This window comes from Mesorhizobium sp. RSR565B, assembly GCF_054719465.1.
The window spans coordinates 2302089-2328742 of record NZ_JBTTIE010000001.1 but is presented as its reverse complement, the minus strand read 5'-3'; the positions used below and the strand labels follow the sequence as shown (position 1 = coordinate 2328742).

The window sequence follows — 26654 nt, the reverse complement described above, 5'->3', positions numbered from 1 at the left end:
TAATCATGCAGCGCGCAATTTTCGCTCGCGGCGGATCACTTCGGATGCCAATTGCAGATAGGCTTGGCTGCCGGAGCATTTCAGGTCATAGAGGATCGCCGGCTTGCCATAGGAGGGCGCCTCGGACACTCGCACATTCCTAGGAATGATGGTCTCGTAGACCTTGTCGCCCATATGTGCCCGCACGTCCTGAACCACCTGGTTGGCGAGGTTGTTGCGGCCGTCATACATGGTCAGCACGATGCCCTGGATGATCAGGTCCGGATTGATCGAACGGCGCACCTGCTCCACCGTTTCCAGGAGTTGGCTTAGCCCTTCCAGCGCGAAGAACTCGCACTGCAGCGGCACAAGAACAGAATCGGCTGCCGCCATTGAATTCAAAGTCAAAAGGTTGAGCGAGGGCGGGCAGTCGATCAGCACATAGCCGAACGGCGCACCGCGCTCGGTGGCGGCGCGCAGCGCGTTGCGCAGCTTGAGCACGCGATCCGGCGCCGAGGCGATTTCCATCTCGATGCCGAGCAGATCGAGCGTCGACGGCACGATCGACAGGCCGGGCACCGCCGTTGGAATGGCCGCCTCTTCCAGGCCCAGTTCGCCGGTCAGCACATCGTAGGAGGAGACGGTGCGGTCCTTGCGGTCGATACCGAGACCCGTCGAGGCATTGCCTTGCGGGTCGAGATCGACGATCAGCACCTTTTCGCCGATCGCGGCCAGCGCCGTGGCCAGATTGATGGCGGTGGTTGTCTTGCCGACGCCGCCCTTCTGGTTGGCGACGGTGATGATGCGAGGTCCGGTTTTCATGGGTCTGTGCCAGGTATTCATGTGGGCCAGGTATTCATTGCGTCGCCAAGGTTGCGAAGGAGAGCTTACGCAGTCTGCAGATCGGTCACTTCGAGGATGACGCCATGGGCGTCGGTCATGCTCGGATGTTCTACCAGATCGAAAGCCCAGCGGTGAGTGCTTTCTTCCACCTCGGAGCGGTAATCCCGGCCTTTGTGGAACAGCGCCCGCGATCCCTTGGTCAGCCACGGCGCCGACAGATCGAGCAGCGCCGGCAGCGCGGCAAGCGCCCGCGCCGTGATGATTTCCGGTGCGGAAACAAGCGCATAGCTGTCGTCGATGCGCCGGGCGACGACCCGTGCCGGCAAACCGAACTGGCCAATGACCGCCTGCAAAAACGATGCTTTCTTGCGGTTGCTCTCGACCAGATCGATCGACGCGCCGTCGCGCTCGCCCAGCAAGAAGGCCATTACCAGGCCCGGAAAACCGCCGCCCGAACCAAGATCGGCCCAGCGTTTGGCCTGCGGGGCGATTCGGGCCAGCTGCGCGCTGTCCAGAATATGGCGGCCCCAGACATCGTCCAGCGTCGACGGCGCGGCCAGATTGATGCTGCGGTTCCATTTCAGGAACAACTGTTCGAACGTCACCAACCGATCGAATGTTTCACGTGAAACCGGTCCCGCGGCCTGTTGCAGGCTCGCCCATGAGGCAGCGCTCACGCAACGGCCCTTTGCGCGGCCGATTCAGCGTTGCGGACGTGCGCGACGATGATTGCCAGCGCCGCCGGCGTCATGCCTTCCATACGCTGCGCGTCAGCGATCGAACGCGGCTGACGCGTTAGCATCTTCTGCTTCAGCTCGTTGGACAGGCCGGGAACATCGGCGAAATCCACCGACGGCGGGATCAACCGGCTTTCCTCGCGGCGGATCTGTCCGACATCCGCCTGCTGGCGATCAAGGTAAACCGAATATTTCGCTTCCGTTTCGAGCCGCTCAGCGGTTTTGACGTCGATTGCGCCAAAGGCCGGCGCAACACGGGCCAGCCAGGCTATATCGACGCCGGGATGAGCGAGCAATTCATAAGCGGAGCGGCGCACGCCGTCCCTGTTGATCTCCAGCCCGTGCCGCGCCGCTTCGTTGGGCGTCATCGTCGTCGCAACTGCGAGTTCGCGCGCCCTATCAAGATCCTGTGTGACTTGATTGAACCGCTGCGTCCGCTCCGGCGACACGATACCAAGCCGATTTGCCAGAGGCGTAAGCCTTTCATCGGCATTGTCGGCGCGCAGCGATAAGCGAAACTCCGCCCGCGAAGTGAACATGCGGTAGGGCTCGGCAATGCCGCGGCTGGTGAGGTCGTCGACCATCACACCGATATAGGCTTCGGTGCGGCTGAGCACGATTTGGTCGTCGGCCGCCGCCTTGCGCGCGGCGTTGAGCCCGGCGAGCAGGCCCTGCGCTCCGGCTTCTTCATAACCGGTGGTGCCGTTGATCTGACCGGCTAGGAAAAGCCCCGCAATACGTTTGGCCTCAAGCGTCGGCTCGAGCTCGCGCGGATCGACGTGGTCATATTCGATGGCGTAGCCGGGCTGCAGCATGGTCGCGCGTTCCAGGCCCGGGATCGTCTTCAGAATGTCGAGTTGAACGTCTTCGGGCAGGGAGGTCGAGATGCCATTGGGGTAGACGGTGTCATCGTCCAGCCCTTCCGGCTCCAGGAATATCTGATGACCTTCTCGATCGCCGAACTTGACGATCTTGTCTTCGATCGACGGGCAGTAACGTGGACCTACGCCTTCGATCGAGCCGGAATACATGGCGGAGCGGTCGAGATTGGCGCGGATCAACTCGTGCGTCGCCGGCGTCGTACGCGTGATGCCGCAATGGATTTGCGGATTCTTGATTGTGTCGGTGAGCAGCGAGAACGGCACTGGATGTTCGTCGGCCGCCTGGCTTTCCAGCGACGCCCAGTCGATGGTGCGGCCATCGAGCCGCGGCGGCGTGCCGGTCTTCAGCCGTCCAAGCGCGAAACCGGCGCGGCTCATCGTCGCCGACAGGCCAAGGCTCGCCTGCTCGTTCATCCGCCCGGCGACAATCTTCCTGTCGCCAATGTGAATAAGACCGCGAAGAAAGGTGCCGGTGGTCAGCACCACGGCGCCGCAAGCCAACCGGCGCCCGTCGGCCAGGAGCACAGCGGCGATGCGTCCATCCACGATGTCGAAGTCCAGTACCTCGCCTTCGACGACGTCGAGACCGTTGTGTTGCCGAATCGCTTCCTGCATAGCCAGCCGATACAGCTTGCGGTCGGCCTGCGTGCGCGGCCCGCGCACGGCAGGGCCTTTGCGGCGATTGAGCAGGCGGAATTGGATACCGGCAGCATCGGCGATGCGGCCCATCAGCCCGTCCATGGCGTCGATCTCACGCACCAGATGGCCCTTCCCGAGGCCGCCGATCGCCGGATTGCAGGACATGACACCGATCGTGTCAAAGCGCAGCGTGACCAGCGCGGTCTTGGCGCCGGCGCGCGCGGCAGCGCTCGCAGCCTCGCACCCGGCATGGCCGCCGCCCACCACAACCACATCATAGTGATCGATCATTGTCCCTTCCAGATTCAGAGTTTCCCGACACATGTCCCCACGAGAGGACGCTGTCAAGGATTGCAGGTTGATTCGTTCACGTGGACCGGAGTGCTGAAAGTCGCAGAGGTGTTTCACGTGAGTCATGGGAGCAGCGAAGCCTCGTTTGGCGCTGCCCCTTATCTACCTTCCGGCATCTTCTCCCCATGAACGGGGACAATGAGGGGCGGTGCAGGCTTTCGGCCACTTGCCCTTTTGCCAACCGTCTCGTTTCACGTGAAACGCACTTGGCGGCCCCCCTATGTCTCACGTGAGTCACTCATACCAGCGCCCCGTCATGTTTCACGTGAGTCACTTGCCAATGCAAAACTGCGAAAAGATCACGTCCAGCAGGTCCTCGACATCCACCGCGCCGACAATCCGGCCAAGCCGGTCCGCCGCAAGACGCAGCTCCTCTGCCCGTAGCTCCTGGCCGCGCTCTTGCCCGGACAAAGCCGAGATCAGAAAGTGCCTGGTCTCATTGAGCAGCTCCACATGCCGCAACCGAGACGGCAGGATGTCACCGGCATCGCCGATAGCAGCCGCGGCGCGCCTGCCGATCTCGGCCAGGAGTTCAGCCAAACCAGTGCCGTCCACCGTCGAGATCAACGCATCATAGGCCTCCAATCGCGGCGAACCTTTCAAGAGATCGACCTTGGTGCCGATTCTCAAGGCCGGGGCGTCGACAGGCATGTTGCCGATCGCAGTCGGGTCCGCCAGATCTTCCAGCAACAGCACTAGGTCAGCCGTGTGCGCCTTGGCCCGCGCCTTTTCGATACCGATCGCTTCGATCTTGCCGGGCGCCTCGCGCAGGCCCGCGGTGTCGGTTACCCTGACCCGCACTCCGTGGAGATCCAGCACCACTTCGAGCAAATCCCGCGTCGTGCCGGGTTCGTCGGTAACAATCGCCGCCTCACGCCTGGCCAGCGCATTGAAAAGGCTAGATTTTCCGGCGTTCGGTGCACCGAGGATGACAACCTCAAACCCGTCACGGATGATCTCGGCGGCATGGAAGCCATCGACATGCCGGCCGATCTCGCCCACCATTGCGCGCACATCGGACCAAACCGTGTCCGAAACCGAACCGGGCACGTCGTCTTCGTCGGCGAAGTCGATTTCCGCCTCGATCATCGCCCGTGCATGGATCAGCCAACGGCGCCAGCCAAGATAGAGTTCGCTTTGCACTCCTTCGGCATTCTGCACGGCAAAGCGCCGCTGCGCTTCGGTTTCGGCGTTGACCAGATCGGCCAACGCCTCCGTCTCGACCAGATCCAGCTTGCCGTTGAGAAGAGCCCGGCGCGTAAATTCACCAGGTTCCGCATGACGCACGCCGTCAAACCCGGCAATGATCTCCAGCATCTTGCTGGCGACGGCGCGGCTGCCATGGACGTGGAACTCGGCGACATCCTCGCCGATAAAACTGTTCGGCCCAGGAAAAAACAGCACCAGGCCGTTGTCGATAAGCGAACCGTCCACCGTTCGGAGCTTGCGCAGGGTTGCAACCCGGTCCTTGACCTTACCACCGGCAACCGTTTCGACGACGAATCGAGTCTTCGGTCCGGAAATGCGGATGACAGCGATGCCGGCGGGCAGGCGCCCGCTGGAAAGCGCAACGATCGAATCGCCTGAAATCATTTGCCCTTCTCACCGGTCGCCTAGCTGTCCGGTCGACAATCCCACAGTGTCGCGGCCGTCATGAACCGGCTGTTCGTCAATATCAAGGTCGATCGCGAGGAGCGGCCGGACATTACCAAATCTGTATAGCCGCCTCGTCATCCATGTGCGAGCAGGCGGGTCCTAATCCCGACGCCAAGCAGTTCTGGGCGGGCCAGCAAGCCCTACGGCAGGCCGGCATCGTAATGCCTGTTCCTGGCCCGGAACCGTGAAGCTGGAGCCCACCTCCTCATGAGGCAAGCCTCGTTCCGGTTGCGAATCGGAAATCCCGACCCGCGTCACGTCGATCGTCTCCGCGATCGGAACGGATGCGAATCGACTTAACATTGGCCAGTGGCATCCGGCCGCAGACCGGCAGACCGGAGCTATGTACCGGCTATCCTGCCCGTGGGGCCGGATCCGTAGGAACCGAGCCGCTGCTGCGACGCCGGTAGCTCAACCCGTGTTTCCGTCCAAGGCCGAAGGAAGCCGCGTCACATCAATGGCTAGCGGCCGCGGCGCGAACAGCAAATCCTTGGCCGCGACCACCGCTCCGACCGTGATCAGGATGCAAGCAACAGCCACCGACCAGTGAAACACACCAAAGCCTGCCAGCAGAAGCACGATGACCGAGAAGAGGGGCGCCGCGTAGGAGAGGGCGCCGAGGATCATGATGTCGCCGTGCTTGCAGCCATAGTCCCAGGCGTAAAAGCCGGCGCCTAGCGGTATTACGCCCAAGATGACGATGGCGCTCCACTGCGTCGCCGTCTGTGGCCAGACGGTAGCCTCAAGCGTCAGGTGCAGCACCAAGGCGACCGCAGCCGTGATGAAGCAGTAACCGGCGACGACATCGGTCGGCACCTTGCCAAAGCGGCGCGATAAAACCGAATAGCCGGCCCAGATGAAAGCGCAGAACAGCGCGATGACATGCCCCTTCATCACACCATTGGCCAGTCCGATCGTGCCGCCCTTGGTGATCACCACAATGGCGCCGGCAAGGCCGAGCACGACGCCGGCGACGTGATGGGCCCTAAGCTTTTCTCCAGGCAGGAAGGCGGCAAAGACGACGATCAGCAACGGCCAGAGATAGGCGATCAGGCTGACCTCGACCGGCGGCGCCGACTGGATGGCGAAGAAATAGGCGCAGTGATAGATGCACAGCCCCGCTGTGCCGAGCGCCCAGACCTGCCACGGCTGGCGCAGCGACTTGGTCGCCGCCGGACGGACAAGCCAGCTCGACGCGCCGGCCAACCCGCCAAGCAGAAACGTCATCGCCGCCAGCTGAAAGGGCGGAATCGGTCCAGCCGCAGTCGAAAGCAGCGCCAGGAACGACCATGTCAGAATGGCCGAGAAGCCGATCAGGGTCGGGATTGTTTTCTTCATGCGGCCTCCGATCTTCGAGACGGGATTACTCGCATGACGACGGCGATGGAAATTGCCGCCCAAGGCCACGCCCTGTCGGAAATGCGACCTGTTTGCCCCCGCAATGAAAAACCCCGTCCCGGTTTCCCGGAACGGGGTTTCATGCATGACCGATGATCCGGTGAAACTGCTTACGTGTTCATTGAATCGAAGAAATCGGCGTTGGTCTTGGTCTGCTTCAGCTTGTCTATCAGGAACTCGATCGCGTCGGTGGTTCCCATCGGCGCCAGGATGCGGCGCAGGACGAAGATCTTCTGCAGATCCTGCTTGGAGACCAGCAGGTCCTCCTTGCGGGTGCCGGACTTCAAAATGTCCATGGCCGGGTAGATGCGCTTGTCGGCGACCTTGCGGTCGAGCTGGATTTCGCAGTTGCCGGTGCCCTTGAACTCTTCGAAGATGACTTCGTCCATGCGGCTGCCGGTGTCGATCAGCGCGGTGGCGATGATGGTCAACGAGCCGCCTTCCTCGATGTTGCGGGCCGCGCCGAAGAAGCGCTTCGGCCGCTGCAGCGCGTTGGCGTCGACACCGCCGGTCAGCACCTTGCCGGAGGACGGCACAACGGTGTTGTAGGCACGGCCGAGGCGGGTGATCGAATCGAGCAGAATAACGACGTCGCGGCCATGCTCGACCAGGCGCTTGGCCTTTTCGATGACCATTTCGGCGACCTGGACGTGGCGCACCGCCGGTTCGTCAAAGGTCGAGGACACAACCTCGCCCTTCACCGAACGCTGCATGTCGGTCACTTCTTCTGGCCGTTCGTCGATCAGAAGTACGATCAGATAGCATTCCGGATGATTGGCCGTGATCGAGTGGGCGATATTCTGCATCAGCACCGTTTTACCGGTACGCGGCTGCGCGTTGATGAGCGCGCGCTGTCCCTTGCCGATCGGCGCCACCAGGTCGATCACCCGCGACGAGATGTCCTTGCCGGTCGGATTGTCGATCTCCATCTTCAGCCGCTTGGTCGGATAGAGCGGCGTCAGATTGTCGAAATGGATCTTGTGACGGATCTTTTCGGGATCGTCGAAATTGATCGTGTTGACCTTGAGAAGGGCGAAATAGCGCTCGCCCTCTTTTGGGCTGCGGATCGGCCCTTCGACGGTATCGCCGGTCTTCAAGGAGAAGCGGCGGATCTGCGAGGGCGAGATGTAGATATCGTCGGGACCCGGCAGATAATTGGCGTTGGCTGAGCGCAGGAAGCCGAAACCGTCCTGCAACAACTCGACCACACCATCGCCGATGATCTCGACGTCCTGGGCGGCCAGTTTCTTCAGGATGGCAAACATCAGTTCCTGCTTGCGCATGACGCTGGCGTTTTCCACTTCGAGCGATTCGGCATAGGCGATCAGCTCTGGCGGCTTCTTGTTCTTGAACTCTGCGAGTTTCATTTCTTGCATAGACGGACTCTGAATCTGCTTTGGGGAAAATATATCGGCTGGATGCGATAAATGCCGGGCGCGGCCGAAAGCAATCAAGGGCGGCGCATGACGGGAAGGAAGACCCGTCTTTTATCGTCGGTCGGGGGAAAGAGCAAGCTGCGTTTTGTCGACCGAAATGGGCCTAGAACGGCTTGACGACAACCAGGATGACGATGGCGATCATCAGCAATGTGGGGATCTCGTTGACGATTCGCCAGTGCCGCGCCGGTTTTTCATTGCGGTCCTCGGCGAATTTCCTGACAGCACCGGCCAGATAGCCATGCACGCCCGACAGCAACAGCACCAAGCCTATCTTGGCGTGCAGCCAGCCGCCGTGAAAGCCAAACACTTTCCAGGCAAGCCAAAGCCCGAACACCCAGGTGACGATCATCGCCGGATTGATGATGCCGCGCAGCAGACGCCGCTCCATCACCTTGAAGGTCTCCGATTGGACGGACCCCTTCTCTGCGTCGGCGTGGTAGACCAGCAATCGCGGCAGATAGAGCATGCCGGCCATCCAGGAGATGACGGCCAGGATATGGATTGCCTTCGCCCAGGGATAGAAACCCTCAGGCGCAAAGAAAAACAAAAGTGCGGTGAGAACAACCAGCACTCCGATGCCGATGGTCATGCGCATCATCGCCCCACGAGTGCTGTTGCCGCCCGTATTTTCCGATTGAGCCATCAGCGTGTCGCGCTCCGCACCTGCTTCACCATCGCCTCGACATGCGCCACCGGCGTCTCCGGCGTAATGCCATGGCCGAGATTGAAGATCAGCGGTCCGTCGCCCAGCGCCTTGAGGATCGCATCGACGCCGTCCGACAGGGCTTTGCCGCCGGCCACGAGCCGCAAGGGATCGAGGTTGCCCTGGACCGCACCCGAGCGCTGCAGTTCGTTCGCCGCCGCCAGGGGTACGGTCCAGTCGATCCCCAGCCCCGTGACACCGGTCTTCTCACGATAGGTCTCGTAGCGGGCGCCGGCGCCCTTGGGAAAACCTATGATCGGAACATCGGGATGAACCGCACGAACCTGCCTGACGATCTCCGCCACCGGCTGCACGCAGAACTGATCGAAAGACGCATCATCAAGCACGCCGGACCACGAATCGAAAATCTGCACCACGTCGGCACCGGCTTCGATCTGGCGGATCAAATAGGCCGCGGAGTGGTCGGCGAGCACTTTCAGGAGATGCTTGAAGGCCGTCGGTTTGCGATAGGCAAACAGCCGCGCCGGCGCTTGGTCGGGTGTGCCGTGGCCAGCGATCATGTAGGTCGCCACCGTCCACGGCGCGCCGCAGAAGCCGATCAGCGTGGTCTCGTCAGGCAATCTTGCACGCAGCCGGCGAACCGTCTCGTAGACGGGTTCGAGATTCACGTGAAACGTTTCGCCGTTGAGAGCCGAAATCTGAGCTGCAGTGATTGGCGTCAGCAGCGGCCCGCGGCCCTCCTCGAAGCGGACATCGCGCCCAAGCGCATGCGGCACGACCAGAATGTCCGAGAACAGGATCGAGGCATCGAAGCCGAAGCGCTCGATCGGCTGCAGCGTCACCTCGACGGCCAGATCAGGATTGTAGCAAAGATCGAGAAAGGACCCGGCGCGCTTTCTGGTCTCGCGGTACTCCGGCAGATAGCGCCCGGCCTGGCGCATCATCCAGAGCGGCGGCGGAAACACTGCCTCGCCTCTCAGCACGTCCAGCACGATGCGGTTCTCGGGCATTGAGCGCTCTCTTCCCTGCCTTCTCTAAAATTAAATAGTCTATTTCTAGAATCTTCTGATTCTAAGAGTCTGTTGGTATCGGTGGTTGTCACCTGTCCCGCTTTGCCCTGGAAAAGGCCAGCCAGCATTTTGTCGCGTGTTTCTACCGCCGGATTGGCAAAGAGTGTGGATGACCAGGATTCCATCACTGGAGTCAATGGTTTGACGTAGCCGCTGAAAAACCGCCTCTGTGGATGAAGCGCTGGCAAAAACGCCCGTCCCCAGATTTGTCCCCAGCCGCACCGTGGAGCTGACAGCGCATCGAATTGTGGACAACTGGCCTTCTGATACAGTCGCCTCCAGCCGGTCGCCTTTGCGGTCCCTATTTATCCACACAAGCCCACAGCCTGAGGCGCCCCCTGTGAACAAACCCCAGAGCTTCTTTCATCTGCACCTGATTTCCGACGCCACCGGCGAGACGCTGCTGGCGGCCGGCCGAGCCGCCTCGGCGCAATATAAGGATGCGCGAGCCATCGAGCATATCTATCCGCTCATCCGCACCGAAAAGCAGGTGGCGAAAGTCTTCGAGGACATAGAGGAGGAACCGGGCATCATCCTCTACACCGTCGTCGACCAGAAGCTGGCGCGCGGCATTGACGAGCGCTGCGCCACCATGGGGCTGCCCTGTGTTTCGGTGCTGGAGCCGGTCCTCACCGTCTTCCAGTCCTATCTTGGCACGCCGGCCGGCCGCCGCGTCGGCGCCCAGCATGTGCTCGACGCCGATTATTTCCACCGTATCGACGCACTCAATTTCACCATGGAGCATGATGACGGCCAGCTGCCGCTCAATATGGACGACGCGGATGTGGTGCTGATCGGCATTTCCAGGACATCGAAGACGCCGACCAGCATCTATCTCGCCAACCGCGGCATCAAGACCGCCAACATCCCGATCGTGCTCGGCGTGCCGGTGCCCGAAAGCCTGGTCGCTGCCACCAAGCCGCTGATCGTCGGGCTGATCGCCACCGCCGAACGCATCTCGCATGTCCGGCAGAACCGCGTGCTCGGCAACAGCAGCACCTACGAAGCGACCGACTATGTCGACCGTGCCTCGATCGCCGAAGAGCTCGCCTATGCCCGCCAGATCTGCACCCGCCACAATTGGCCGATGATAGACGTCAGCCGCCGCTCGATCGAAGAGACCGCGGCAGCCATTGTTGCCCTGCGGGGGAAGAATAGATGATGGGATGGCAACGCGACCTCCTGCCCCAATCAACCACTATCGACCAGGCCCAGAACCCATGACCGAAAAAATCATCCTCGCCTCCGGCAGCCCGTTCCGCAAAGCAATGCTCATCAATGCCAGGCTCGGCATCGAAGCGGTGCCTGCCGATGTCGACGAGCGTGCGCTCGAGGCGCCGTTGCAGGACAGCGGTGTGTCGCCGGAAGATGTCGCCCTGATACTCGCCGAAGCCAAGGCGACCGAGGTCAGCGAACGCAGATCGGGCGCCTTGGTGCTCGGCTGCGACCAGACTTTGTCACTGGGAGATGAAGTGTTCCACAAGCCGGCCGACATGGAAGGCGCCCGCCGCCATCTGTTGGCGCTGTCAGGCAAGACGCATCAGCTGAACAGCGCCGCCGTGCTCTGCCGCAACGGCAAGGTGCTGTGGCGCCATGTCGGCATCGCCAGCCTTACCATGCGCAAGCTCGATCCGGCCTTCGTCGGCCGGCACCTGGCCCGCGTCGGCGCCAAGGCGTTGTCGAGCGTCGGCGCCTACCAGATCGAGGGCGAAGGCATCCAGCTGTTCGAAAAGATCGAAGGGGATTATTTCACCATTGTCGGCCTGCCGCTGTTACCGGTGCTGGCGGAATTGCGTGCGCTCGGAGCCATCGATGGTTGAGAAAAAAGCTTTCGTCACCGGCCATCCGATCGCGCATTCGCGCTCGCCGAAGATCCACGGCTATTGGCTGAACACATACGGCATCGACGGCAGCTATCATGCGATCGATGTCGCGCCGGCCGATTTTCCCGAGTTCCTCTCTTCCCTCCAGGCCAATGGCTATCAGGGCGGCAACGTCACCATTCCACACAAGGAAGTCGCCTTCGCCCGGGTCGAGCGCCGCGACGAGGCGGCGGAGATGATCGGCGCGGTCAACATGCTGTGGCTGGACGACGGCGTGCTGTGGGGCGGCAATTCGGACTGGATCGGCTTTGCCGGCAATCTCGACGAGCATGCCCGGGGCTGGGAGAGAAACGCTCCGGCCGTGGTGCTCGGCGCCGGTGGCGCGTCGCGCGCGGTCATCCACGCGCTTAAAGTGCGCGGCATCAAAGATATCCGCATCGTCAACCGCACATTGGCGCGGGCGCAAGAACTCGCCGACCGCTTCGGGGCCGGCGTCTCGGCGCATGGCGCGGTCGGCGACTTGCTTGGCGATGCCGGCTTGCTGATCAACACGACGGCACTTGGCATGCATGGCGATGCGACGCTGGCCGCCGATCCGGCCGGCCTGCCAGCTCACGCCATTGTCGCAGACATCGTCTATGTGCCGCTGGAAACACCGCTGCTTGCCGCTGCCCGCGCGAGAAATTTGAAGACGGTCGACGGGCTCGGCATGCTGTTGCACCAGGCTGTGCCCGGTTTCGAACGCTGGTTCGGCAAGATGCCGCAGGTCACGCCTGAGTTGCGACAGATGATCGTCGCCGACATCCTCGCCAAATGATGGGTCGCAAATGATGGGCGCCAAATGATGACCGTGCTCGGCCTCACCGGATCGATCGGCATGGGCAAGTCGACGACGGCGAAAATGTTCGTCGACGCCGGCGTGCCGGTGCATGACTCCGACGAGACCGTGCATCGCCTCTATGCCGGCAAGGCAGCACCTCTCGTCGAGGCGGCCTTTCCCGGCACCGTGATTGCCGGTTCGGTCGACCGCACCGAGTTGGCGCGCCGCGTGCTCGGCAACGCTGCTGCGCTGAAGACATTGGAGGCGATCGTCCATCCGCTGGTGCGGGCCGATGCCGATGCCTTTCTGGCAAGGCACCGCGCCGCCGGCGCGCCGCTCGTCGTGCTCGACATTCCGCTGCTGTTCGAAACCGGCGGCCGCACCCGTGTCGACAAGGTCGTCGTCGTCACCGCGCCGGCCGATATCCAGCGCGCCCGCGTGCTGGCGCGTCCTGACATGAGTGAGGAAAAGCTGGCGGCCATCCTGGCCAAGCAGGTGCCCGATGCCGAAAAACGCCGGCAGGCCGATTTCGTGATCGACACCGGTGAAGGCATGGACGCCGCCCGCGCCGCGGTGGGCGCGATCATTGCCGAGCTCTCAGGACGCTGAGCTCGCCTGCTAACTCCTGGGGGATAAGTCGCGCCCATCAGGCTCCTGACGGCAGGCTGTCGGCATTACTCATTGCCATTTTGTTCCGCTCCATGATTCTACTCCTCCAGGAGTGGGTTGATTCTATGCGTGAGATCATTTTCGATACCGAAACCACCGGACTCGACATGCGCGACGACCGCATCATCGAGCTTGGTGGCGTCGAGCTGGTGAACCGCTTCCCGACCGGCCGCACCTTCCACAAATTCATCAATCCGCAGGGGCGCGCCGTCCATGTCGAGGCGCAAGCCGTGCACGGCATCAGCGCCGCCGACCTCGTCGGCAAGCCGACCTTTGCCGAAATCGCCGAGGAATGGCTCGCCTTCACCGACGGCGCCAAGCTCGTCGCCCACAACGCCAATTTCGACATCGGCTTCCTCAACACGGAATTCGGGCGGCTCGGCCAGCCGGCCATAGACACCGGGCGCGTCGTTGACACGCTGGCGCTGGCGCGGCGCAAGCATCCGATGGGCCCCAATTCGCTCGACGCGCTCTGCCGCCGCTACGGCATCGACAACGGCCACCGCACCAAGCACGGCGCGCTGCTCGATTCCGAGCTCCTGGCCGAAGTCTACATCGAACTCATCGGCGGAAAGCAGGCCGCACTTGTCCTCGACGCGGTCGTGGTGCAGCTCAACAGCAATGGCGACGTTGCCGACATCGACATCTCGATCGCCGCCAGGCCAATCGCCCTGCCGCCGCGCCTGACTGAAGGCGAGCGAGCGGCGCATGCGGGGCTGGTGGCGACGCTCGGTGAAAAGGCGCTGTGGCTGAAGGTGGCGGCGGGGTGAACGGATCGCGGAGGTAGCGTTCCGTCACACCCCTCTCTGGCCTGCCGGCCATCTCCCCCTCAAGGGGGGAGATCAGCAGCTTCGCCGCTCCAGCCCATTCCTGCAACCTCTAAAGTTGGCGAAGGTCGCGATGACGGCCAATCTCCCCCCTTGAGGGGGAGATGCCTGGCAAGGCAGAGGGGGGTGCTGTCCCGCCAGCATCTCAGTATACAAAACCCGGCACGAAGCCGGACTTTCAATTCATGCGCGCGACGCTTGCGTTCAGCTCACCTTGACCTTGGATGCCGCCTGGTCCTCGGCCAGCTTCTGCTGGAACATCTGGGCGAAATCGATCGGGTCGAGCATCAGGGGCGGGAAGCCGCCATTGCGGGTGGCTTCGGCGATGATCTGGCGGGCGAACGGGAACAAAAGCCGCGGGCATTCGATGAACAGGATCGGCAGCATGTGCTCCTGCGGGAAGCCGGCGATGGCGAAGACGCCGCCATAGACCAGTTCGACATTGAACAGCACTTCCTGGTCGAAGGACGCCTTAGCGTTCAAGGTCAGATTGACGTCGAACTGCTTGTCGGAGAGCGGGTTGGCATTGACATTGACGTTGATCGCAATGCCTGGGGCCTTGTCGCGGCCGCGCAGCGAGTTCGGCGCGCCGGGGCTTTCGAAGGACAGGTCCTTCACATACTGGGCAAGCACGTTGAGCGACGGCTGCGCCGTTTCGCCGTTGCCGTTGGCGGCGCCGACCGGCGCGTCATCTTTGCTGGCCATGAGCCTTGTTCCTTTTGCCTGGACAGCAGCGCTGACCGAATTGAAATCGGGCGTTGGCTAGCATGGTCGGCAAGACAAGACAAGGTTTGCCGCCTTCAGGCCGGAAGGGGTCAATAGTCAGTCGTTGGCAAGGTGACGTTCAGTCGTCCTTCAGGCGGCGCCACGGCGAGTTATGGTCGGGACCGCGCTTGAAATCGTCCTCGCGCGAATAGTCGCCGTCGTCGAGGTCGATGACCTTGTCGCGCGACCTGCGGCGAAAACCGCCGGCGGTGAAATCGGTCGCGACGACGATGCGGCCCTTGAGCCTGCGCCAGGCAAGGTCGCGCACCGGCGGCAGGAACAGCAGCAGGCCGATAATATCGGTAATGAAGCCGGGGATGATCAACAGGATGGCGGCGACCACGATCATGGCGCCATGCGCGAGCTGGCGGCTGGGGTCGCCGCCGCCGGCCATCTCGGCGCGGACCCGCGCCATGACACCAAAACCCTGGTGCCGGAGCAGAAGCACGCCGGCAATGCTTGAAGCCAGCACCAGGCCGACCGTGGCGAGCGCCCCGACCTCGCGGCCGACAATGACGAAACCGGCGATTTCCAGCAGCGGCAGCGCAAGCAGGAACAGAGGAAGGAAGGAAATGCGCAAATCTTGACCGATCGTTTCCATGTTTGCCGGGCGGCGCATAATCGCCGCTGGCACTGAGGCCGTTAGATAGGTATGCCTGCCTTTGATTTGAATGATTGCGCCATGCGTTCTATATGCTTTGCATGTTTAACGCCATGCGACCGCAGCCCGGATTGGCTGGCGGTCCCGGCCAGGTCAGGGATTGATTGGCGAAAGATATGGGATTCTTCGACTTCGGCACCATTTTCTTTCTGATTGCGGCGGTGGTGATCTTTTTCCAGCTGCGCAACGTGCTTGGCCGCCGCACGGGCAGCGAGCGCCCGCCCTTCGATCCGTACACGGCCAGCCGCACCGAGAAGGACGCGACCCAGAAGCCCGAAAATGTGGTTTCGCTGCCGCGCAAGCGCATGCCGGGCGAGACGGCTGCCGAGACCTATGCGGCCATCGATGCCTTCGCCAAGCCCGACACCGACCTCAACAAGGGCCTGCGCGCGATCAAGGATAATGATCCCTCCTTCGACCCCAAAGTCTTCGTCGACGGCGCCAAGATGGCTTATGAGATGATCGTCATGGCCTATGCCGATGGCGACCGCAAAACGCTGAAGAACCTGTTGTCGCGCGAGGTTTTTGACGGCTTCGTTGCCGCGATTGGCGACCGCGAGGCGAAAGCCGAAAAGATCCAGTCCTCCTTCGTCGGCATCGACAAGGCCGACATCGTCTCGGCCGAGATGAAGGGCGGCGAGGCCCACATCACGCTACGCATCGTGAGCGAACTGATTTCGGCGACCCGCGACAAGGCGGGTGCCGTCATCGATGGCGATCCCGAGACGGTGGCCGAGGTCAAGGATGTCTGGACCTTCGCCCGCGACACACGCTCGCGCGATCCGAACTGGAAGCTGGTCGCCACCGAGGAAGAAGACTGAGCCTATGCATGTCGCCCGGTGCGGGCAGCTTTTTTGGGATAGCGACATGCAGGCAAACATCGGCAGTGGCGAGGCTGAGGTGTCGCTCTCGCCGCTTTTCGTGGAAAAGTCCTTCGATGATCTTCCCGGTTGGAATTCCGATGACCATCTGCCCGCTTTCGAAGCCTTCCGCCGTTCGGCCTTTCATGTCCTGAACAAGCCCTACCGCACCGGTTCGTTGGGCGTCCGGTTCAACGCGTTTGCCGGCGCCTATGACGAGGCGCGCACCGTTTCGCCGGCGAATCGGTCGGCGGCCAAGGCTTTTTTCGAGCGCCATTTCGCCCCGGTCCAGATTCGATCCGAAAACCTCGGCCTGGTCACCGGCTTCTACGAGCCGGAGGCCGAGGCCTCACCAGTGCGCACGGATGAATTCACCGTGCCGCTTCTGGCGCGACCGGCCGACCTCGTCGACATCGATGACGCCAACCGCCCCAAGGGCATGGACGACTATCTCGCCTTCGCCCGCGATACGCCGCAGGGCCTGGTGGAGTATTTCGACCGCAGTGAGATCGAGAGAGGCGCGCTGGCCGGCCAAGGCCTGGAAATCGCCTGGCTTGCCGACAAGGTCGACGTCTTCTTCATCCATGTGCAAGGTGCGGCCAGGCTGAAGATGACGGACGGCCGGCTTTGCCGCGTCACCTACGCCGCCAAATCCGGCCAACGTTTCAGCGGTCCGGGGAAGATTCTCGCCGAACTCGGCGAAATCCCACTGGAAAAAGTGACGATGCAGTCTATCCGCGCCTGGTTCAGGGCGCATCCGGATCGCGTCGACGAGATCCTCTTGCAGAACGGCTCCTACATCTTCTTTCGCGAAGCCGATGTCGACGATGCCGCACTCGGTCCTATCGCCGCCGCCAAGGTGCCGTTGACGCCCGGCCGTTCGCTCGCGGTCGACCGGCTGCTGCACACATTCGGCACCCCCTTCTACATCGACGCTCCGTCGCTGACCGCCTTCGATGGAAAACCGTTCCGGCGGCTGATGATTGCGCAGGACACCGGTTCGGCCATCACCGGACCGGCGCGGGGCGATCTGTTCGCCGGCTCCGGCGATGCGGCCGGCGAGATCGCCGGCGTGGTTCGCAATGCGGCCGATTTCTATGCCTTGGTTCCACGCGCTCTCGTTTCGGAATCGAATCGATGAACAAGCGCCCCGATAAACTCAATGAAGACGACCGGGTGCTGTGGAACCTGGTGGCGCGCACCGCCCGACCGTTGAAGGGCCGGACTGCGGTCGAGATTCCCGACATTGTCGTCGACCCCAAGCCGGCACAGACGCCAGTCGCTGTCGGTCCGGTCCTCGCCGCCAAGCCGAAGGCGCAGCATGTATCGCACGCGCTGGACGAGCCGACATTGGACAAGCTGAAGAAGGGCCGGCTGCCGATCGAAGGCCGCGTCGATCTGCATGGCATGACCCAGGACGAGGCCTATTCGCTGCTGTTTTCGTTCCTGCACCGGGCCCATGCCGGCGGGGTCCGCTATGTCCTCGTCATTACGGGAAAAGGGTCATCGTCGGGCGGCGACGGCGTCTTGCGGCGCGCCGTGCCTGCCTGGTTGTCGACGCCTGCCTTCCGGCCGCTGGTCTCCAGCCACGATCACGCCGCCCGCAACCACGGCGGTTCGGGCGCGCTCTACGTTCGGCTCAGGCGAACCCGCTGATGACGCCGTTCGGCGAAAAACTGCGGGCGCTTCGAGCCGAGCGCGGCTTGCGCCAGAAGGACATGGCGCAGGCGATCGGAGTCAGCGCCGCCTATCTGTCGGCGCTGGAACATGGCCGCCGCGGCGCGCCGACCTGGACGCTGATCCAGAAGATCATCGGCTATTTCAACGTCATCTGGGACGATGCCGAAGAGCTGGCGCGTCTGGCCGAGGCCTCACATCCGCGGGTGAGACTCGATACGTCCGGCCTCAGTCCTGCTGCCACCGAGTTGGCCAATCTGTTGGCCGAAAACATCGAGAAGCTGGACGAAGCCGAGCTTGCCCGCATCACCGGCTCGATCCGGGCGGCACTGGAGCGGCGTAAGTAGGGCGGCGCCAAGGCCACGAATGCTCATCAATAGCGCCGGCATTTCATCCTAAGGCGATGCCCGCCGGCCGTTAGCCAGCGGGCATATAGCGAGATTACTTCGCGCCGGCCTGGCCGCCACGGCCGCCAGTGCTGTCATGATCGCCGCCGCGACCGCCACCCAGGCAGTCCGAGGTGAGATCGCAACAGCGATTGCCCCACTGGTTGTTCTTGGCGCAGCCGGTCTGGTCGGCCATAGCGGATCCGGCCAGGGACGATACCGCGATGGCGGCGAGGAAAGCATTACGCAGGAAAGCAGTCATTTGAAGTCTCCATGGTTGGGTTTCTGTTTACGGCTGTGTGTCGCCGCTGGAGACGGTTTGGTTCACGCAGGTAGCGAAATTTTTTGAGGAGGCGTTTCGAGAGATAAGATTTCGAGGGCAGCGCTGCCCTCATCCGCCTGCCGGCACCTTCTCCCCGTAGTGACGGGGGAAGGGAGATAGCCGCTGCGCCGGCACCTATTCCGCAGCGTTGATGAGGGGCGGCGCTGACTCATCCTGAAGATGGCGCGCGAAAGCGTCGTGTCCTTACTGAACCGCGCCGACCAGTACCTGCTGGCCGCCGCGGATCGAGACCCAGCGGCCGGTGTTGTCGATGGCCTGCCGCTTGAGGAAGCGATAGCCGGTGGCGTCCCAGATCTTCACCTTGTCGGTCAGATTGTCGAGGACGTAGTCGCCCTTGTCGGTGCGCACGGTCAGCACGGCATGGCCTTCGCCGTCCGGCTTGCGCACGACGGTGATCAAGAGATCGGCCAGCGACACGCCAGAGCGCGAGAGCTGGCGGCGCTTTTCCAGCACATAGTCTTCGCAATCGCCGACGCCCTTGTCGGGATAGGCCCAGACCTCGTCCTTGCCATAGATGTCGTAGTCGCTCATCGGCTTTACGGCGGCGTTGACCCTTGACGTCACGTTGATCAGCTTGCGCATGAAGGCGTCGGTCATCGCGGCGGGGTTGAGGTTGCTCGGCCGGATCGAGCATTCGCCGGGCTGGGTTTTACAGAAATCATAGTGGCCGATCGGCTGCGAGGTCATGCCGCCCGTCGCCATGGCGCCGCCTGCAAGTGCCGGCACTGCCCCGCACGCAGAGATCGCCAGCCCTGCTGCCGCCCACAAGCGCAGCGTCCGTGCTATCGGTGAGGAAGTCATTGTCCCCGTTCGCCCTTGTTGTTAACGAAAGGTTAAAGGGGATTTACACTCCGTGTCAATTATCGGGGGAGCCAGATTCTTCGGCATGGTTACCCGCGCCCGCCCAACAGCGTCTATTGTGCAACAGAACGCCTGTGGCGCGCAAAATCGCCCCGCTGCTGCGGGCAATGCACTCTGCAGCTGGATCGAGCCTCAGCTTTTGGCGGAGCGGACCAGCTTGGGTTTCACCGCTACGCGTGTTTGGCGGCCGTAGCTTGTGATGAAATCGACGATGCGCGGAACGATTTCCGAGCGGAATCGCGACCCGTTGAAGACGCCGTAATGGCCGACGGCCGGCTGCATGTAATGCGCATGCCGGTCAGCCGGGATGTTGGGGCAGAGATCATGCGCGGCCTGGGTCTGGCCGAGGCCGGAAATGTCGTCGTTCTCGCCTTCGACCGTGAACAGCGCGACATTGCGGATCGCCTTGGTGTCGACCACCTCGCCGCGATGCGTCATCTCGCCCTTGGGCAGCGCATGGCGCACGAACACCGTGTCGACGGTCTGCAGATAGAATTCCGCCGTCAGGTCCATCACCGCCAGATATTCGTCGTAGAAATCGCGGTGCTTCTCGGCACTGTCGCCGTCATGCTTGACCAGGTGCATGAAGAAGTCCTTGTGGGCGGTGATGTGCCGGTCGAGGTTCATGCTCATGAAGCCCGACAGCTGCAGGAAGCCCGGATAGACTTCGCGGCCGAAGCCCGGCACCGGCCAGGGCGCGTGCATGATGACGTTGTCGCGGAACCAGTCGATGCCCTTTTCCTTGGCCAGAAGATTGACCGCGGTCGGATTGCGGCGGGTGTCGATCGGCCCGCCCATCAAGGTCATGGTCGAGGGCACGAAGGGATCGCCGCGCTTTTCCATCAGCGCCACCGCTGCCAGCACCGGCACCGAAGGCTGGCACACCGCCATCACATGGGTGTCCGGCCCCAGCGCATGCAGCATGTCGATGATGTAGTCGATATAATCGTCGAGGTCGAAATGGCCGTCAGTCACCGGTACCATGCGGGCATCGACCCAGTCGGTGATGTGCACGTCGGCATAGGGCAGCATCGCCTCGACCGTGCCGCGCAGCAGCGTCGCATAATGGCCCGACATCGGCGCCACAATGAGAAGCTTGGGGTCGGCCTTTCGCCCGGCGGGCACCGACCGCTCGAAGCGGGTAAGATTGCAGAACGGCTTCGACCACACCGTCTTTTCGCTGACCTCGACGCTCTTCCAGTCGACCACGGTCTTGCTCAGGCCGAAATGCGGCTTGCTGTAGCGGCGCGTCGTGCGCTCGAACAGTTCGGCGGTGGCGGCGACCGAGCGGCCCCACGGCGTATGCGAAAACGGATTGAGCGGGTTGGTGTAGAACAGCCGCACTGCATCGGCATAAAGCCGCGCGGGCTGCAGGGCGGCATGGTTCATTTCGTAGAGCTGGTAGAACATCAGGTACTCCGCAGCTGCCGTGACCGAAGGGACGACGGACAGCGCCGAGCCTTGAATGTCTCGCGCGGAGGTTAACAAGATATTGCTGCGATGCAATACGTCACGTGGCGTGACATATGCCAATCTTTCGTCCAAGGCCTTGAGAAACCGCGTTGGGCGGCTGGAGCCGGCTCAATGTGCACTGCAAAATGCAAGGCTGTTGGACAACGGGGCAGGATGCGTCCGGCCCGATCGGGCCGGACTTGGACAGATCTAGACGCGCGCCATGCACACCGAGGTATGGCCGGAGCCGATGAAGCCGAGTTGGCCGGCGGCGCCCTTGGACAGATCGAGCACGCGCCCTTTGATGAACGGGCCGCGGTCGTTGATGCGCACGATGACGCTGCGGCCATTATTCTGGTTGGTCACTTTCAACTTGGTGCCGAAAGGCAGGCTGCGGTGCGCGGCGGTCAGCGCCGACGGGTTCATGCGTTCGCCATTGGCGGTCCTGGAATGCAGTGCGTACCAGGAGGCGCGGCCGCACTGGCCAGCGGCGGAGGAGGCGGATGCACCGACCATTAGGCCAGCCGCGATCGTTACCGCGACAAGCGCGGTCTGGTTTGTTTTCTTCATGTTGGGGGGATTGGCTCCGTTTTCGACAGACCCCAGCCGTTAAGTGCCGAATAAGGCGGGAAATGCGGCAAGCATCGGGCAGTTCCGTGGCACCGGCACACGTTTGGAGTCGCTGGGAAACAGTTTGTCAGGCATCTTTCGTGTGGCGCGGCCGTATCGCCAGCGATATTGCGAGCTGTTTCACAGATTCCGTGAGCAAGGCAGGACGTTATAGTACAAGTAGAAGAGAGCGCGATTGGGCGCCGTCCTTTCGCTCTGTCATCACGGTCATGGCGCAGTGACGATCGACTTTGAAAAGGGATTCCAACGATGAGACTGTTCAAGTATCTGCTGGCTCTGATCGTACTGGCCATCGGCGCGCTGTGGTCGCTGCAAGGCATTGGCGTGGTCGGCGGCAGTTTCATGACCGGCCAGTCGCAATGGCTCTATATCGGCATCGTGACCATGCTGGTCGGTTTCGCCGGGCTGGTATGGGCGAGCCGTTCGCCGGGGTGAGTTGCGACGAAAGTCGACCGCCACAGATCGACCCCCACTCCGTCGAGCTTCGCTCGACACCTCTCCCCGATCGACGGGGGAGAGGAAGGGCGCGAGCCTTGCAGGGGCGCGAACTTATGCGGCCTGGCTCCCTTCCTCTCCCTCCGGAGGGGGGAGAGGTGGCGCCGCGAAGCGGTGACGGAGTGGGGGAAGGCGCTGGTCAAACCCGCAGTCGCAAACAGGGCCAACCCGGCGAGCAAGAAAACAGCCACCCCATATTGCCGGTCCATTCTGTTACCGATCTATCCGGTTCGGATAGAATGCCCTGCCCGCGACAGCACTACCCGAACAGCTGATCCAGAATCCTGCCCTCCAGCCTGGCAAGCTCGACCGAACCGCGCCGGCGCGGCCGCGCCACCGACACGTCGAGATCGAGCGCGATGCGGCCGTCTTCGATCACCACCACCCGGTCGGCGAGCGCAACCGCCTCGGCGACGTCATGCGTGACCAGCACGGCGGTGAATTTTTGCTCCAGCCAGATGCGTTCCAGAAGCTGCTGCATTTCGATGCGGGTCAGCGCATCGAGCGCGCCGAGCGGCTCGTCGAGCGCCAGGATCCGAGGCTGGCCGATCAGGGCGCGCGCCAGCGCCACGCGCTGCTTCTGGCCGCCCGACAGCACCGAGGGCCATTCGTCGGCGCGGTCGGCGAGGGCGACTTCACCCAGGATGGCGAGCGCGCGCCGCCTGGCTTCCGCACCGGTGGCAAGCCCGGTCAGCCCGACCTCGACGTTTTTCACCACGCTGGCCCAGGGCAGCAGCCGCGGCTCCTGGAACATGAAGCGGCTCTCTTCGCCGGCGCCGGCCTTCGCCTCCGGCCCGAATGTAAGGGATCCAGCGGTTGGCCGATCGAGCCCGGCCAGCAGCCGCAACAGCGTACTCTTGCCGCAGCCGCTCTTGCCGATGACGGCAACGAACTGTCCGACGGGCACGTCGAGATCGATGCCGTCGAGCACGACCTTGTCGCCAAAGCGCTTTTTCACGCCCTTGAAGGCAAAGGCGCGCTGCCTGTCGACGGCCTCCTCCGGCCGTGACGGTTCCGGCGCGGCGACGAAGGAACGGATGGCGGTCAGGCTGGCGGTTGGCATCGAACCCTCAGGCGTTCTGGAAGGCGGGATGCCAGCCGAGTGACAGCCGCTCGAGCAGGCGGGCGAAGCTGTCGGCAAGCTTGCCGAGCAGCGCATAGATCAGGATCGACAGCACGACCACATCGATCAGCAGGAATTCGCGTGCCTGCATGGCCATGTAGCCGAGGCCGGAACTGGCCGAGATGGTTTCGGCAACGATCAGCGTCAGCCACATGATGCCCAGCGCATAGCGCAGGCCGACGAAGATCGCCGGCAGCGCGCCGGGCAGGATCACCTGAAAAAACAACGCGCGGCGGTCCATGCCGTAGACCCGGCCCATCTCGACCAGATGCGGGTCGACGCTCTGGATGCCGAGCAGCGTGTTGACGTAGATCGGGAAGAACACGCCGAGCGCCACCAGGAACAGTTTTGCTTCCTCGTCGATGCCGAACCACAGGATGACCAGCGGGATCAGCGCCAGATGCGGGATGTTGCGGATCATCTGCAGCGTCGTGTCGGTCAGGCCGCGGCTGAGCGCCGACAGCCCGTTGGCAAGGCCGAGTGCAAAGCCGATCGAGCCGCCGATGGCAAAGCCGGCCAGCGCGCGCAGCGTGCTGACGCTGATGTTCTGTATCAGCTCGCCCGACAGCGTCAGCCGCCAGAAGGCCTCGGCCACCGCGCTCGGCGCCGGCAGCACATTGGCGGGCATCACGCCGGCGCGGCTGGCGGCTTCCCAGCCAATTATGACCAACGCCGGCAGCAGCCAGCCGATGCCGTTCTGTTTGACCCGTTGAGCCAGGCTCATGACGACGCCTGAAGGCGGTTGGCGCCGTGGAAGCCGACGGCGAATTCATTGGCGATGTTCTCATGCGCCCGTGCCCGCCTGGTGCCCAGGCCGAGACGCGGGAACAGAAGCTCGGCGACGCGGTAGGCTTCCTCGAGATGCGGGTAGCCGGAGCCGATGATGGTGTCGATGCCGATCGCCTGATACTCGCGGATGCGCTCGACGATCTGCTCGGGCGAGCCGACCAAAGCTGTGCCGGCGCCGCCGCGCACCAGGCCGACGCCGGCCCACAGATTGGGCGAAACCACCAGCCTGTCGCGGCGGCCGCCATGCAGTTCGGCCATGCGCCGCTGTCCCACAGAGTCCATCTCCCTGGTGAAGCGGGCCTGGGCATTTTCGATCTGGGCATCGGTGACGTGGCTGATCAGCCGGTCGGCGGCGCGCCAGGCCTCTTCCTCGGTCTCGCGCACGATGAAATGAAGCCTGATGCCGAAACGCAGTTTGCGGCCGCGCCGTTCAGCCTTTTTGCGCGCCGCGCTGAGTTTTTCCGCCACCTGCGCCGGCGGCTCGCCCCAGGTCAGGTACATATCGACGAGATCGGCGGCGAGCTCCTGGCCGGCATCGGACGAGCCGCCGAAATAGAGCGGCGGCCGCTCCTGTTGCGGCAGAAGGTCAAGGCGGCCATTGTCGACGCGGTAATATTTGCCGTTGAAGTTGACGCTCTCGCCCGACACCAGGGCGCGCCAGATGGTCAGGAACTCTTGCGCCTGCGCATAGCGCTCGTCATGCGGCAGGAACACGCCATCGCCGGCAAGCTCGGTCGGGTTGCCGCCGACCACGACATTGAGCAGCAGGCGGCCATTGCTCAGCCGGTCGAGCGCCGCCGTCTGGCGCGCCGCGAAGGTGGGCAACGTCACGCCGGGCCGTAGCGCCACCAGGAATTTGAGCTTTTCCGTCAGCGCTGCAAGGCCGGAGGCGGTGATCCAGGAATCCTCGCAATTCTGCCCGGTCGGCAAAAGCACGCCGGGAAAGCCGAGCCGGTCGACGGCCTGTGCGATCTCCTTGAAGTAAGCGAACTCCGGCGGCCGCTGCTGCTGTTCGGAGCCGAGATAGGAGCCGTCGCCATGCGTCGGGATGAACCAGAAGAAATCGAGCGGGCCGGCTTGCGGGCTTGATGAAGCGGTCATGGCGAAATCCCTGAAGCTTGAAACGGCAAAGGCGCCGGGCGTTTTCCGCCCGGCGCCACACAAGAAAGTTCAATTGCCCGGTGCGGTCCACACGGCGTCGGAGATGCGCACCGCGTTCGGGATCAGCTTGAGCTTGTAGAAGCGATCGGCTGTCGCCTGCTGGCCGGCGATGATCTCGTCGGTGATCGGGAAGATGCCGAATTTGGTGCGGTTGGCCGCGATCGTCTGTGCATCGAGCGGCACGCCGGTCACCTCATGCAGCGCCGCGGCAACCTTGTCGCGGTTCGCGTCCGCCCATTTCGCCGCCACGCCGAGCGCCGATATCGTCGTGGCGATCGTCTCCGGATGCGCCTTGGCGAAATCCTTGTTGGCGAGGAAATAGGTGTTCACCTTCAGCACCTCGCTGGAGCGCGCCAGCACGCGCGGCTGGTAGCGTGTCTCGGCGATGGCGTAGAACGGATCCCAGACCGCCCAGGCATCGATCTGGTCGCTGGCGAAAGCCGCCGCAGCATCGGCCGGGCTGAGATAGACCGGGGTGATCTGGTCGAAGGGGATGTTTGCTTTTTCGAGTGCCGCGACCAGCAGATTGTGCGCGCTGGTGCCTTTGCCGACGCCGATGCGCTTTCCCTTGAGGTCGGCGAGCGACTGGATCGGCGATGCCGGCTTGACGAAGATCGCTTCGCCGTCGCCATTGGCCGGCAGTGCCGCCGCATAGACGATGTTGGCGCCGGCCGACTGGCCGAAGATTGGCGGTGCGTCGCCGGTCCAGCCGACATCGATGGCGCCGACATTGAGCGCCTCGACCAGCGGCGGGCCGGCGGTGAATTCGACCCATTTCACCGCGACACCCTTGTCGCTCAGCGCCTTCTCGATCACCTGCTGCTGCCGGGCGATGACCGGCAGGCCGGTCTTCTGATAGCCGATGTTGAGCTGCTTCAACTCCTGCGCCGAGGCACTGAGCGAGGCAGCAATGCCCGCCGCCAAAAGGCCAAGGCCGAAAACGCGTCTGGTCAGGCTGAACATGATCCCTCTTCCTTCGCTGCGAACCGGCGCCGGGAAGGGCTCCCTGCCGTGGATGAGAGACAAGGCTAGGTAGGTCTATAAATTTAGTAGAGAAACGATTTTGCGAGTTGGTTGCTTGACGTGGAAATATTTTCTTCAGAACCCAGCGCTCGTCATCCTAGGGCGAAGCAAGGAGCGAAGCGACGCGGCGCAGACCCTAGGATCCATGCCGTGACGTTTGCCGTAGAGTGGAACGGATCAGAATGTCGCTTGTGCGCGGACCGAGGCTCGATACCCTGAAACCATGACCGGCTACGTCTACATGACTGCAAGCCAAAAACGCGGCACGATCTACATCGGCGTCACCAACGATCTCGCCCGCCGCATGCCTGAACACAAATCCGGCCAGGGCGCAGGCTTCACCAGCCGCTACGGTGTTCAACGGCTGGTCTGGTATGAGGAATTCTTCGACATCACCGATGCCATTCAACGCGAGAAGTCGCTGAAGCGATGGCCGAGACAGTGGAAGATCGAACTGATAGAGAAGGCCAATCCGGAGTGGTTTGAGCTGTTTCGCGGAACCGGGTGGTAGGCGCCCGGTTTGTTGCTCCCCTGGAGCGTAGCATCAGCGTCTCGGCATGGATCCTAGGGTCTGCGCCGCGTCGCTTCGCTCCTTGCTTCGCCCTAGGATGACGAAATCGCGAAGGCTGGCG

Annotated in this window: 30 protein-coding genes; 12 read left to right on the top strand and 18 right to left on the bottom strand. The window is 62.9% G+C overall.

The genetic code is table 11. From position 1 onward, the window contains the following. Positions 1-3: 3 nt before the first annotated feature. The 4 genes from ACYG9R_RS11325 to mnmE all read right to left on the bottom strand — a co-directional run bounded on the left by ACYG9R_RS11325 (position 4) and on the right by mnmE (position 5023). Complete coding sequence (locus ACYG9R_RS11325) at positions 4-801, bottom strand: ParA family protein (RefSeq protein ID WP_023672118.1); 798 nt, start codon at positions 799-801, stop codon at positions 4-6. A 65-nt stretch (positions 802-866) separates the two neighbouring features. Further along, positions 867-1499 (bottom strand): 16S rRNA (guanine(527)-N(7))-methyltransferase RsmG, encoded by a 633-nt coding sequence (gene rsmG / locus ACYG9R_RS11320; protein WP_023824090.1) that lies wholly within the window; start codon positions 1497-1499, stop codon positions 867-869. Then, positions 1496-3370: a tRNA uridine-5-carboxymethylaminomethyl(34) synthesis enzyme MnmG gene (gene mnmG, locus ACYG9R_RS11315; RefSeq protein ID WP_023824089.1), complete on the bottom strand. Its 1875-nt coding sequence runs from the start codon at positions 3368-3370 to the stop codon at positions 1496-1498. The genes rsmG and mnmG overlap by 4 nt, the downstream gene beginning before the upstream one ends. A gap of 330 nt (positions 3371-3700) precedes the next feature. Then, complete coding sequence (gene mnmE / locus ACYG9R_RS11310; protein WP_023824088.1) at positions 3701-5023, bottom strand: tRNA uridine-5-carboxymethylaminomethyl(34) synthesis GTPase MnmE; 1323 nt, start codon at positions 5021-5023, stop codon at positions 3701-3703. A 60-nt stretch (positions 5024-5083) separates the two neighbouring features. On the opposite strand from mnmE, the gene ACYG9R_RS11305 reads away from it, so the two are divergent. Next, positions 5084-5152 (top strand): DUF255 domain-containing protein, encoded by a 69-nt coding sequence (locus ACYG9R_RS11305; RefSeq protein ID WP_084026271.1) that lies wholly within the window; start codon positions 5084-5086, stop codon positions 5150-5152. Between the two features lie 345 nt (positions 5153-5497). Here ACYG9R_RS11305 and yddG read toward each other — a convergent pair whose 3' ends face one another. The 4 genes from yddG to hemE all read right to left on the bottom strand — a co-directional run bounded on the left by yddG (position 5498) and on the right by hemE (position 9597). After that, a complete protein-coding gene (gene yddG, locus ACYG9R_RS11300) occupies positions 5498-6424 on the bottom strand; it encodes an aromatic amino acid exporter YddG (RefSeq protein ID WP_023824087.1) in 927 nt (308 codons plus the stop codon). A gap of 170 nt (positions 6425-6594) precedes the next feature. After that, a complete protein-coding gene (gene rho, locus ACYG9R_RS11295) occupies positions 6595-7860 on the bottom strand; it encodes a transcription termination factor Rho (protein WP_023672113.1) in 1266 nt (421 codons plus the stop codon). Positions 7861-8023: 163 nt separating this feature from the next. Then, entirely contained in the window at positions 8024-8566 is a 543-nt protein-coding gene (gene hemJ, locus ACYG9R_RS11290; RefSeq protein WP_023824086.1) for a protoporphyrinogen oxidase HemJ, read from the bottom strand. Next, the gene (hemE, locus tag ACYG9R_RS11285; RefSeq protein ID WP_023824085.1) at positions 8566-9597 is read right to left on the bottom strand and encodes a uroporphyrinogen decarboxylase; all 1032 of its coding nucleotides are present in this window, start codon (positions 9595-9597) and stop codon (positions 8566-8568) included. Before hemE ends, hemJ begins: the two co-directional genes overlap by 1 nt. A 283-nt stretch (positions 9598-9880) precedes the next feature. Here hemE and ACYG9R_RS11280 point away from each other — a divergent pair, with 283 nt between their 5' ends. From ACYG9R_RS11280 to dnaQ, 5 genes are all read left to right on the top strand, one after another. Further along, on the top strand, positions 9881-10819 hold the full coding sequence (locus tag ACYG9R_RS11280; RefSeq protein WP_373420152.1) for a pyruvate, water dikinase regulatory protein: 939 nt from the start codon (positions 9881-9883) through the stop codon (positions 10817-10819). Positions 10820-10877: 58 nt separating this feature from the next. Then, on the top strand, positions 10878-11477 hold the full coding sequence (locus ACYG9R_RS11275; protein WP_023824084.1) for a Maf-like protein: 600 nt from the start codon (positions 10878-10880) through the stop codon (positions 11475-11477). Next, positions 11470-12297 carry a shikimate dehydrogenase gene (locus ACYG9R_RS11270; protein WP_023824083.1) on the top strand — a complete coding sequence of 276 codons (828 nt, stop codon included), beginning with the start codon at positions 11470-11472 and terminating at the stop codon, positions 12295-12297. The genes ACYG9R_RS11275 and ACYG9R_RS11270 overlap by 8 nt, the downstream gene beginning before the upstream one ends. 27 nt (positions 12298-12324) lie before the next feature. Continuing rightward, positions 12325-12909 (top strand): dephospho-CoA kinase, encoded by a 585-nt coding sequence (coaE, locus tag ACYG9R_RS11265; RefSeq protein WP_023824082.1) that lies wholly within the window; start codon positions 12325-12327, stop codon positions 12907-12909. A 125-nt stretch (positions 12910-13034) separates the two neighbouring features. Then, on the top strand, positions 13035-13739 hold the full coding sequence (gene dnaQ / locus ACYG9R_RS11260; RefSeq protein ID WP_023672106.1) for a DNA polymerase III subunit epsilon: 705 nt from the start codon (positions 13035-13037) through the stop codon (positions 13737-13739). 261 nt (positions 13740-14000) lie between these two features. Here the strand turns inward: dnaQ and secB are convergent, their stop codons facing one another. Both secB and ACYG9R_RS11250 read right to left on the bottom strand, forming a co-directional pair. Then, complete coding sequence (secB, locus tag ACYG9R_RS11255; protein WP_023672105.1) at positions 14001-14501, bottom strand: protein-export chaperone SecB; 501 nt, start codon at positions 14499-14501, stop codon at positions 14001-14003. A 139-nt stretch (positions 14502-14640) separates the two neighbouring features. Continuing rightward, entirely contained in the window at positions 14641-15141 is a 501-nt protein-coding gene (locus tag ACYG9R_RS11250) for an FxsA family protein (RefSeq protein ID WP_023747432.1), read from the bottom strand. Between the two features lie 197 nt (positions 15142-15338). On the opposite strand from ACYG9R_RS11250, the gene ACYG9R_RS11245 reads away from it, so the two are divergent. The 4 genes from ACYG9R_RS11245 (at position 15339) to ACYG9R_RS11230 (ending at position 18106) form a co-directional block, all read left to right on the top strand. Next, a complete protein-coding gene (locus tag ACYG9R_RS11245; protein WP_023672103.1) occupies positions 15339-16043 on the top strand; it encodes a Tim44/TimA family putative adaptor protein in 705 nt (234 codons plus the stop codon). Positions 16044-16122: 79 nt separating this feature from the next. Further along, positions 16123-17223, top strand: a complete 1101-nt coding sequence (gene mltA / locus ACYG9R_RS11240; protein ID WP_023824081.1) for a murein transglycosylase A — start codon at positions 16123-16125, stop codon at positions 17221-17223. Further along, positions 17220-17738: a Smr/MutS family protein gene (locus ACYG9R_RS11235; protein WP_023692923.1), complete on the top strand. Its 519-nt coding sequence runs from the start codon at positions 17220-17222 to the stop codon at positions 17736-17738. The genes mltA and ACYG9R_RS11235 overlap by 4 nt, the downstream gene beginning before the upstream one ends. Further along, complete coding sequence (locus tag ACYG9R_RS11230) at positions 17738-18106, top strand: helix-turn-helix domain-containing protein (RefSeq protein WP_023672100.1); 369 nt, start codon at positions 17738-17740, stop codon at positions 18104-18106. Before ACYG9R_RS11235 ends, ACYG9R_RS11230 begins: the two co-directional genes overlap by 1 nt. Before the next feature lie 94 nt (positions 18107-18200). On the opposite strand, the gene ACYG9R_RS11225 is transcribed toward ACYG9R_RS11230, so the two are convergent. The 4 genes from ACYG9R_RS11225 to ACYG9R_RS11210 all read right to left on the bottom strand — a co-directional run bounded on the left by ACYG9R_RS11225 (position 18201) and on the right by ACYG9R_RS11210 (position 21371). Then, positions 18201-18407: a hypothetical protein gene (locus ACYG9R_RS11225; protein WP_023672099.1), complete on the bottom strand. Its 207-nt coding sequence runs from the start codon at positions 18405-18407 to the stop codon at positions 18201-18203. A gap of 264 nt (positions 18408-18671) precedes the next feature. Continuing rightward, on the bottom strand, positions 18672-19289 hold the full coding sequence (locus ACYG9R_RS11220) for a transglutaminase-like cysteine peptidase (protein ID WP_023805854.1): 618 nt from the start codon (positions 19287-19289) through the stop codon (positions 18672-18674). A gap of 192 nt (positions 19290-19481) precedes the next feature. Then, on the bottom strand, positions 19482-20759 hold the full coding sequence (locus tag ACYG9R_RS11215; protein WP_023824080.1) for a polyhydroxyalkanoate depolymerase: 1278 nt from the start codon (positions 20757-20759) through the stop codon (positions 19482-19484). A 252-nt stretch (positions 20760-21011) separates the two neighbouring features. Continuing rightward, positions 21012-21371 (bottom strand): septal ring lytic transglycosylase RlpA family protein, encoded by a 360-nt coding sequence (locus ACYG9R_RS11210; protein ID WP_023672096.1) that lies wholly within the window; start codon positions 21369-21371, stop codon positions 21012-21014. Between the two features lie 309 nt (positions 21372-21680). Here ACYG9R_RS11210 and ACYG9R_RS11205 point away from each other — a divergent pair, with 309 nt between their 5' ends. After that, complete coding sequence (locus tag ACYG9R_RS11205) at positions 21681-21866, top strand: hypothetical protein (RefSeq protein WP_023750996.1); 186 nt, start codon at positions 21681-21683, stop codon at positions 21864-21866. A 319-nt stretch (positions 21867-22185) separates the two neighbouring features. Here ACYG9R_RS11205 and ACYG9R_RS11200 read toward each other — a convergent pair whose 3' ends face one another. From ACYG9R_RS11200 to ACYG9R_RS11185, 4 genes are all read right to left on the bottom strand, one after another. Further along, positions 22186-22989 carry an ATP-binding cassette domain-containing protein gene (locus ACYG9R_RS11200; RefSeq protein ID WP_023824079.1) on the bottom strand — a complete coding sequence of 268 codons (804 nt, stop codon included), beginning with the start codon at positions 22987-22989 and terminating at the stop codon, positions 22186-22188. Positions 22990-22996: 7 nt separating this feature from the next. Next, positions 22997-23773, bottom strand: a complete 777-nt coding sequence (locus tag ACYG9R_RS11195) for an ABC transporter permease subunit (protein WP_023824078.1) — start codon at positions 23771-23773, stop codon at positions 22997-22999. Then, on the bottom strand, positions 23770-24939 hold the full coding sequence (gene ssuD, locus ACYG9R_RS11190; RefSeq protein ID WP_023702435.1) for an FMNH2-dependent alkanesulfonate monooxygenase: 1170 nt from the start codon (positions 24937-24939) through the stop codon (positions 23770-23772). Before ssuD ends, ACYG9R_RS11195 begins: the two co-directional genes overlap by 4 nt. Before the next feature lie 69 nt (positions 24940-25008). After that, positions 25009-25962, bottom strand: a complete 954-nt coding sequence (locus ACYG9R_RS11185) for a sulfonate ABC transporter substrate-binding protein (protein ID WP_023687582.1) — start codon at positions 25960-25962, stop codon at positions 25009-25011. A 283-nt stretch (positions 25963-26245) separates the two neighbouring features. Between ACYG9R_RS11185 and ACYG9R_RS11180 the strand changes: the two genes are divergently transcribed. After that, positions 26246-26533, top strand: a complete 288-nt coding sequence (locus ACYG9R_RS11180; RefSeq protein WP_023710330.1) for a GIY-YIG nuclease family protein — start codon at positions 26246-26248, stop codon at positions 26531-26533. Positions 26534-26654: the final 121 nt, after the last annotated feature.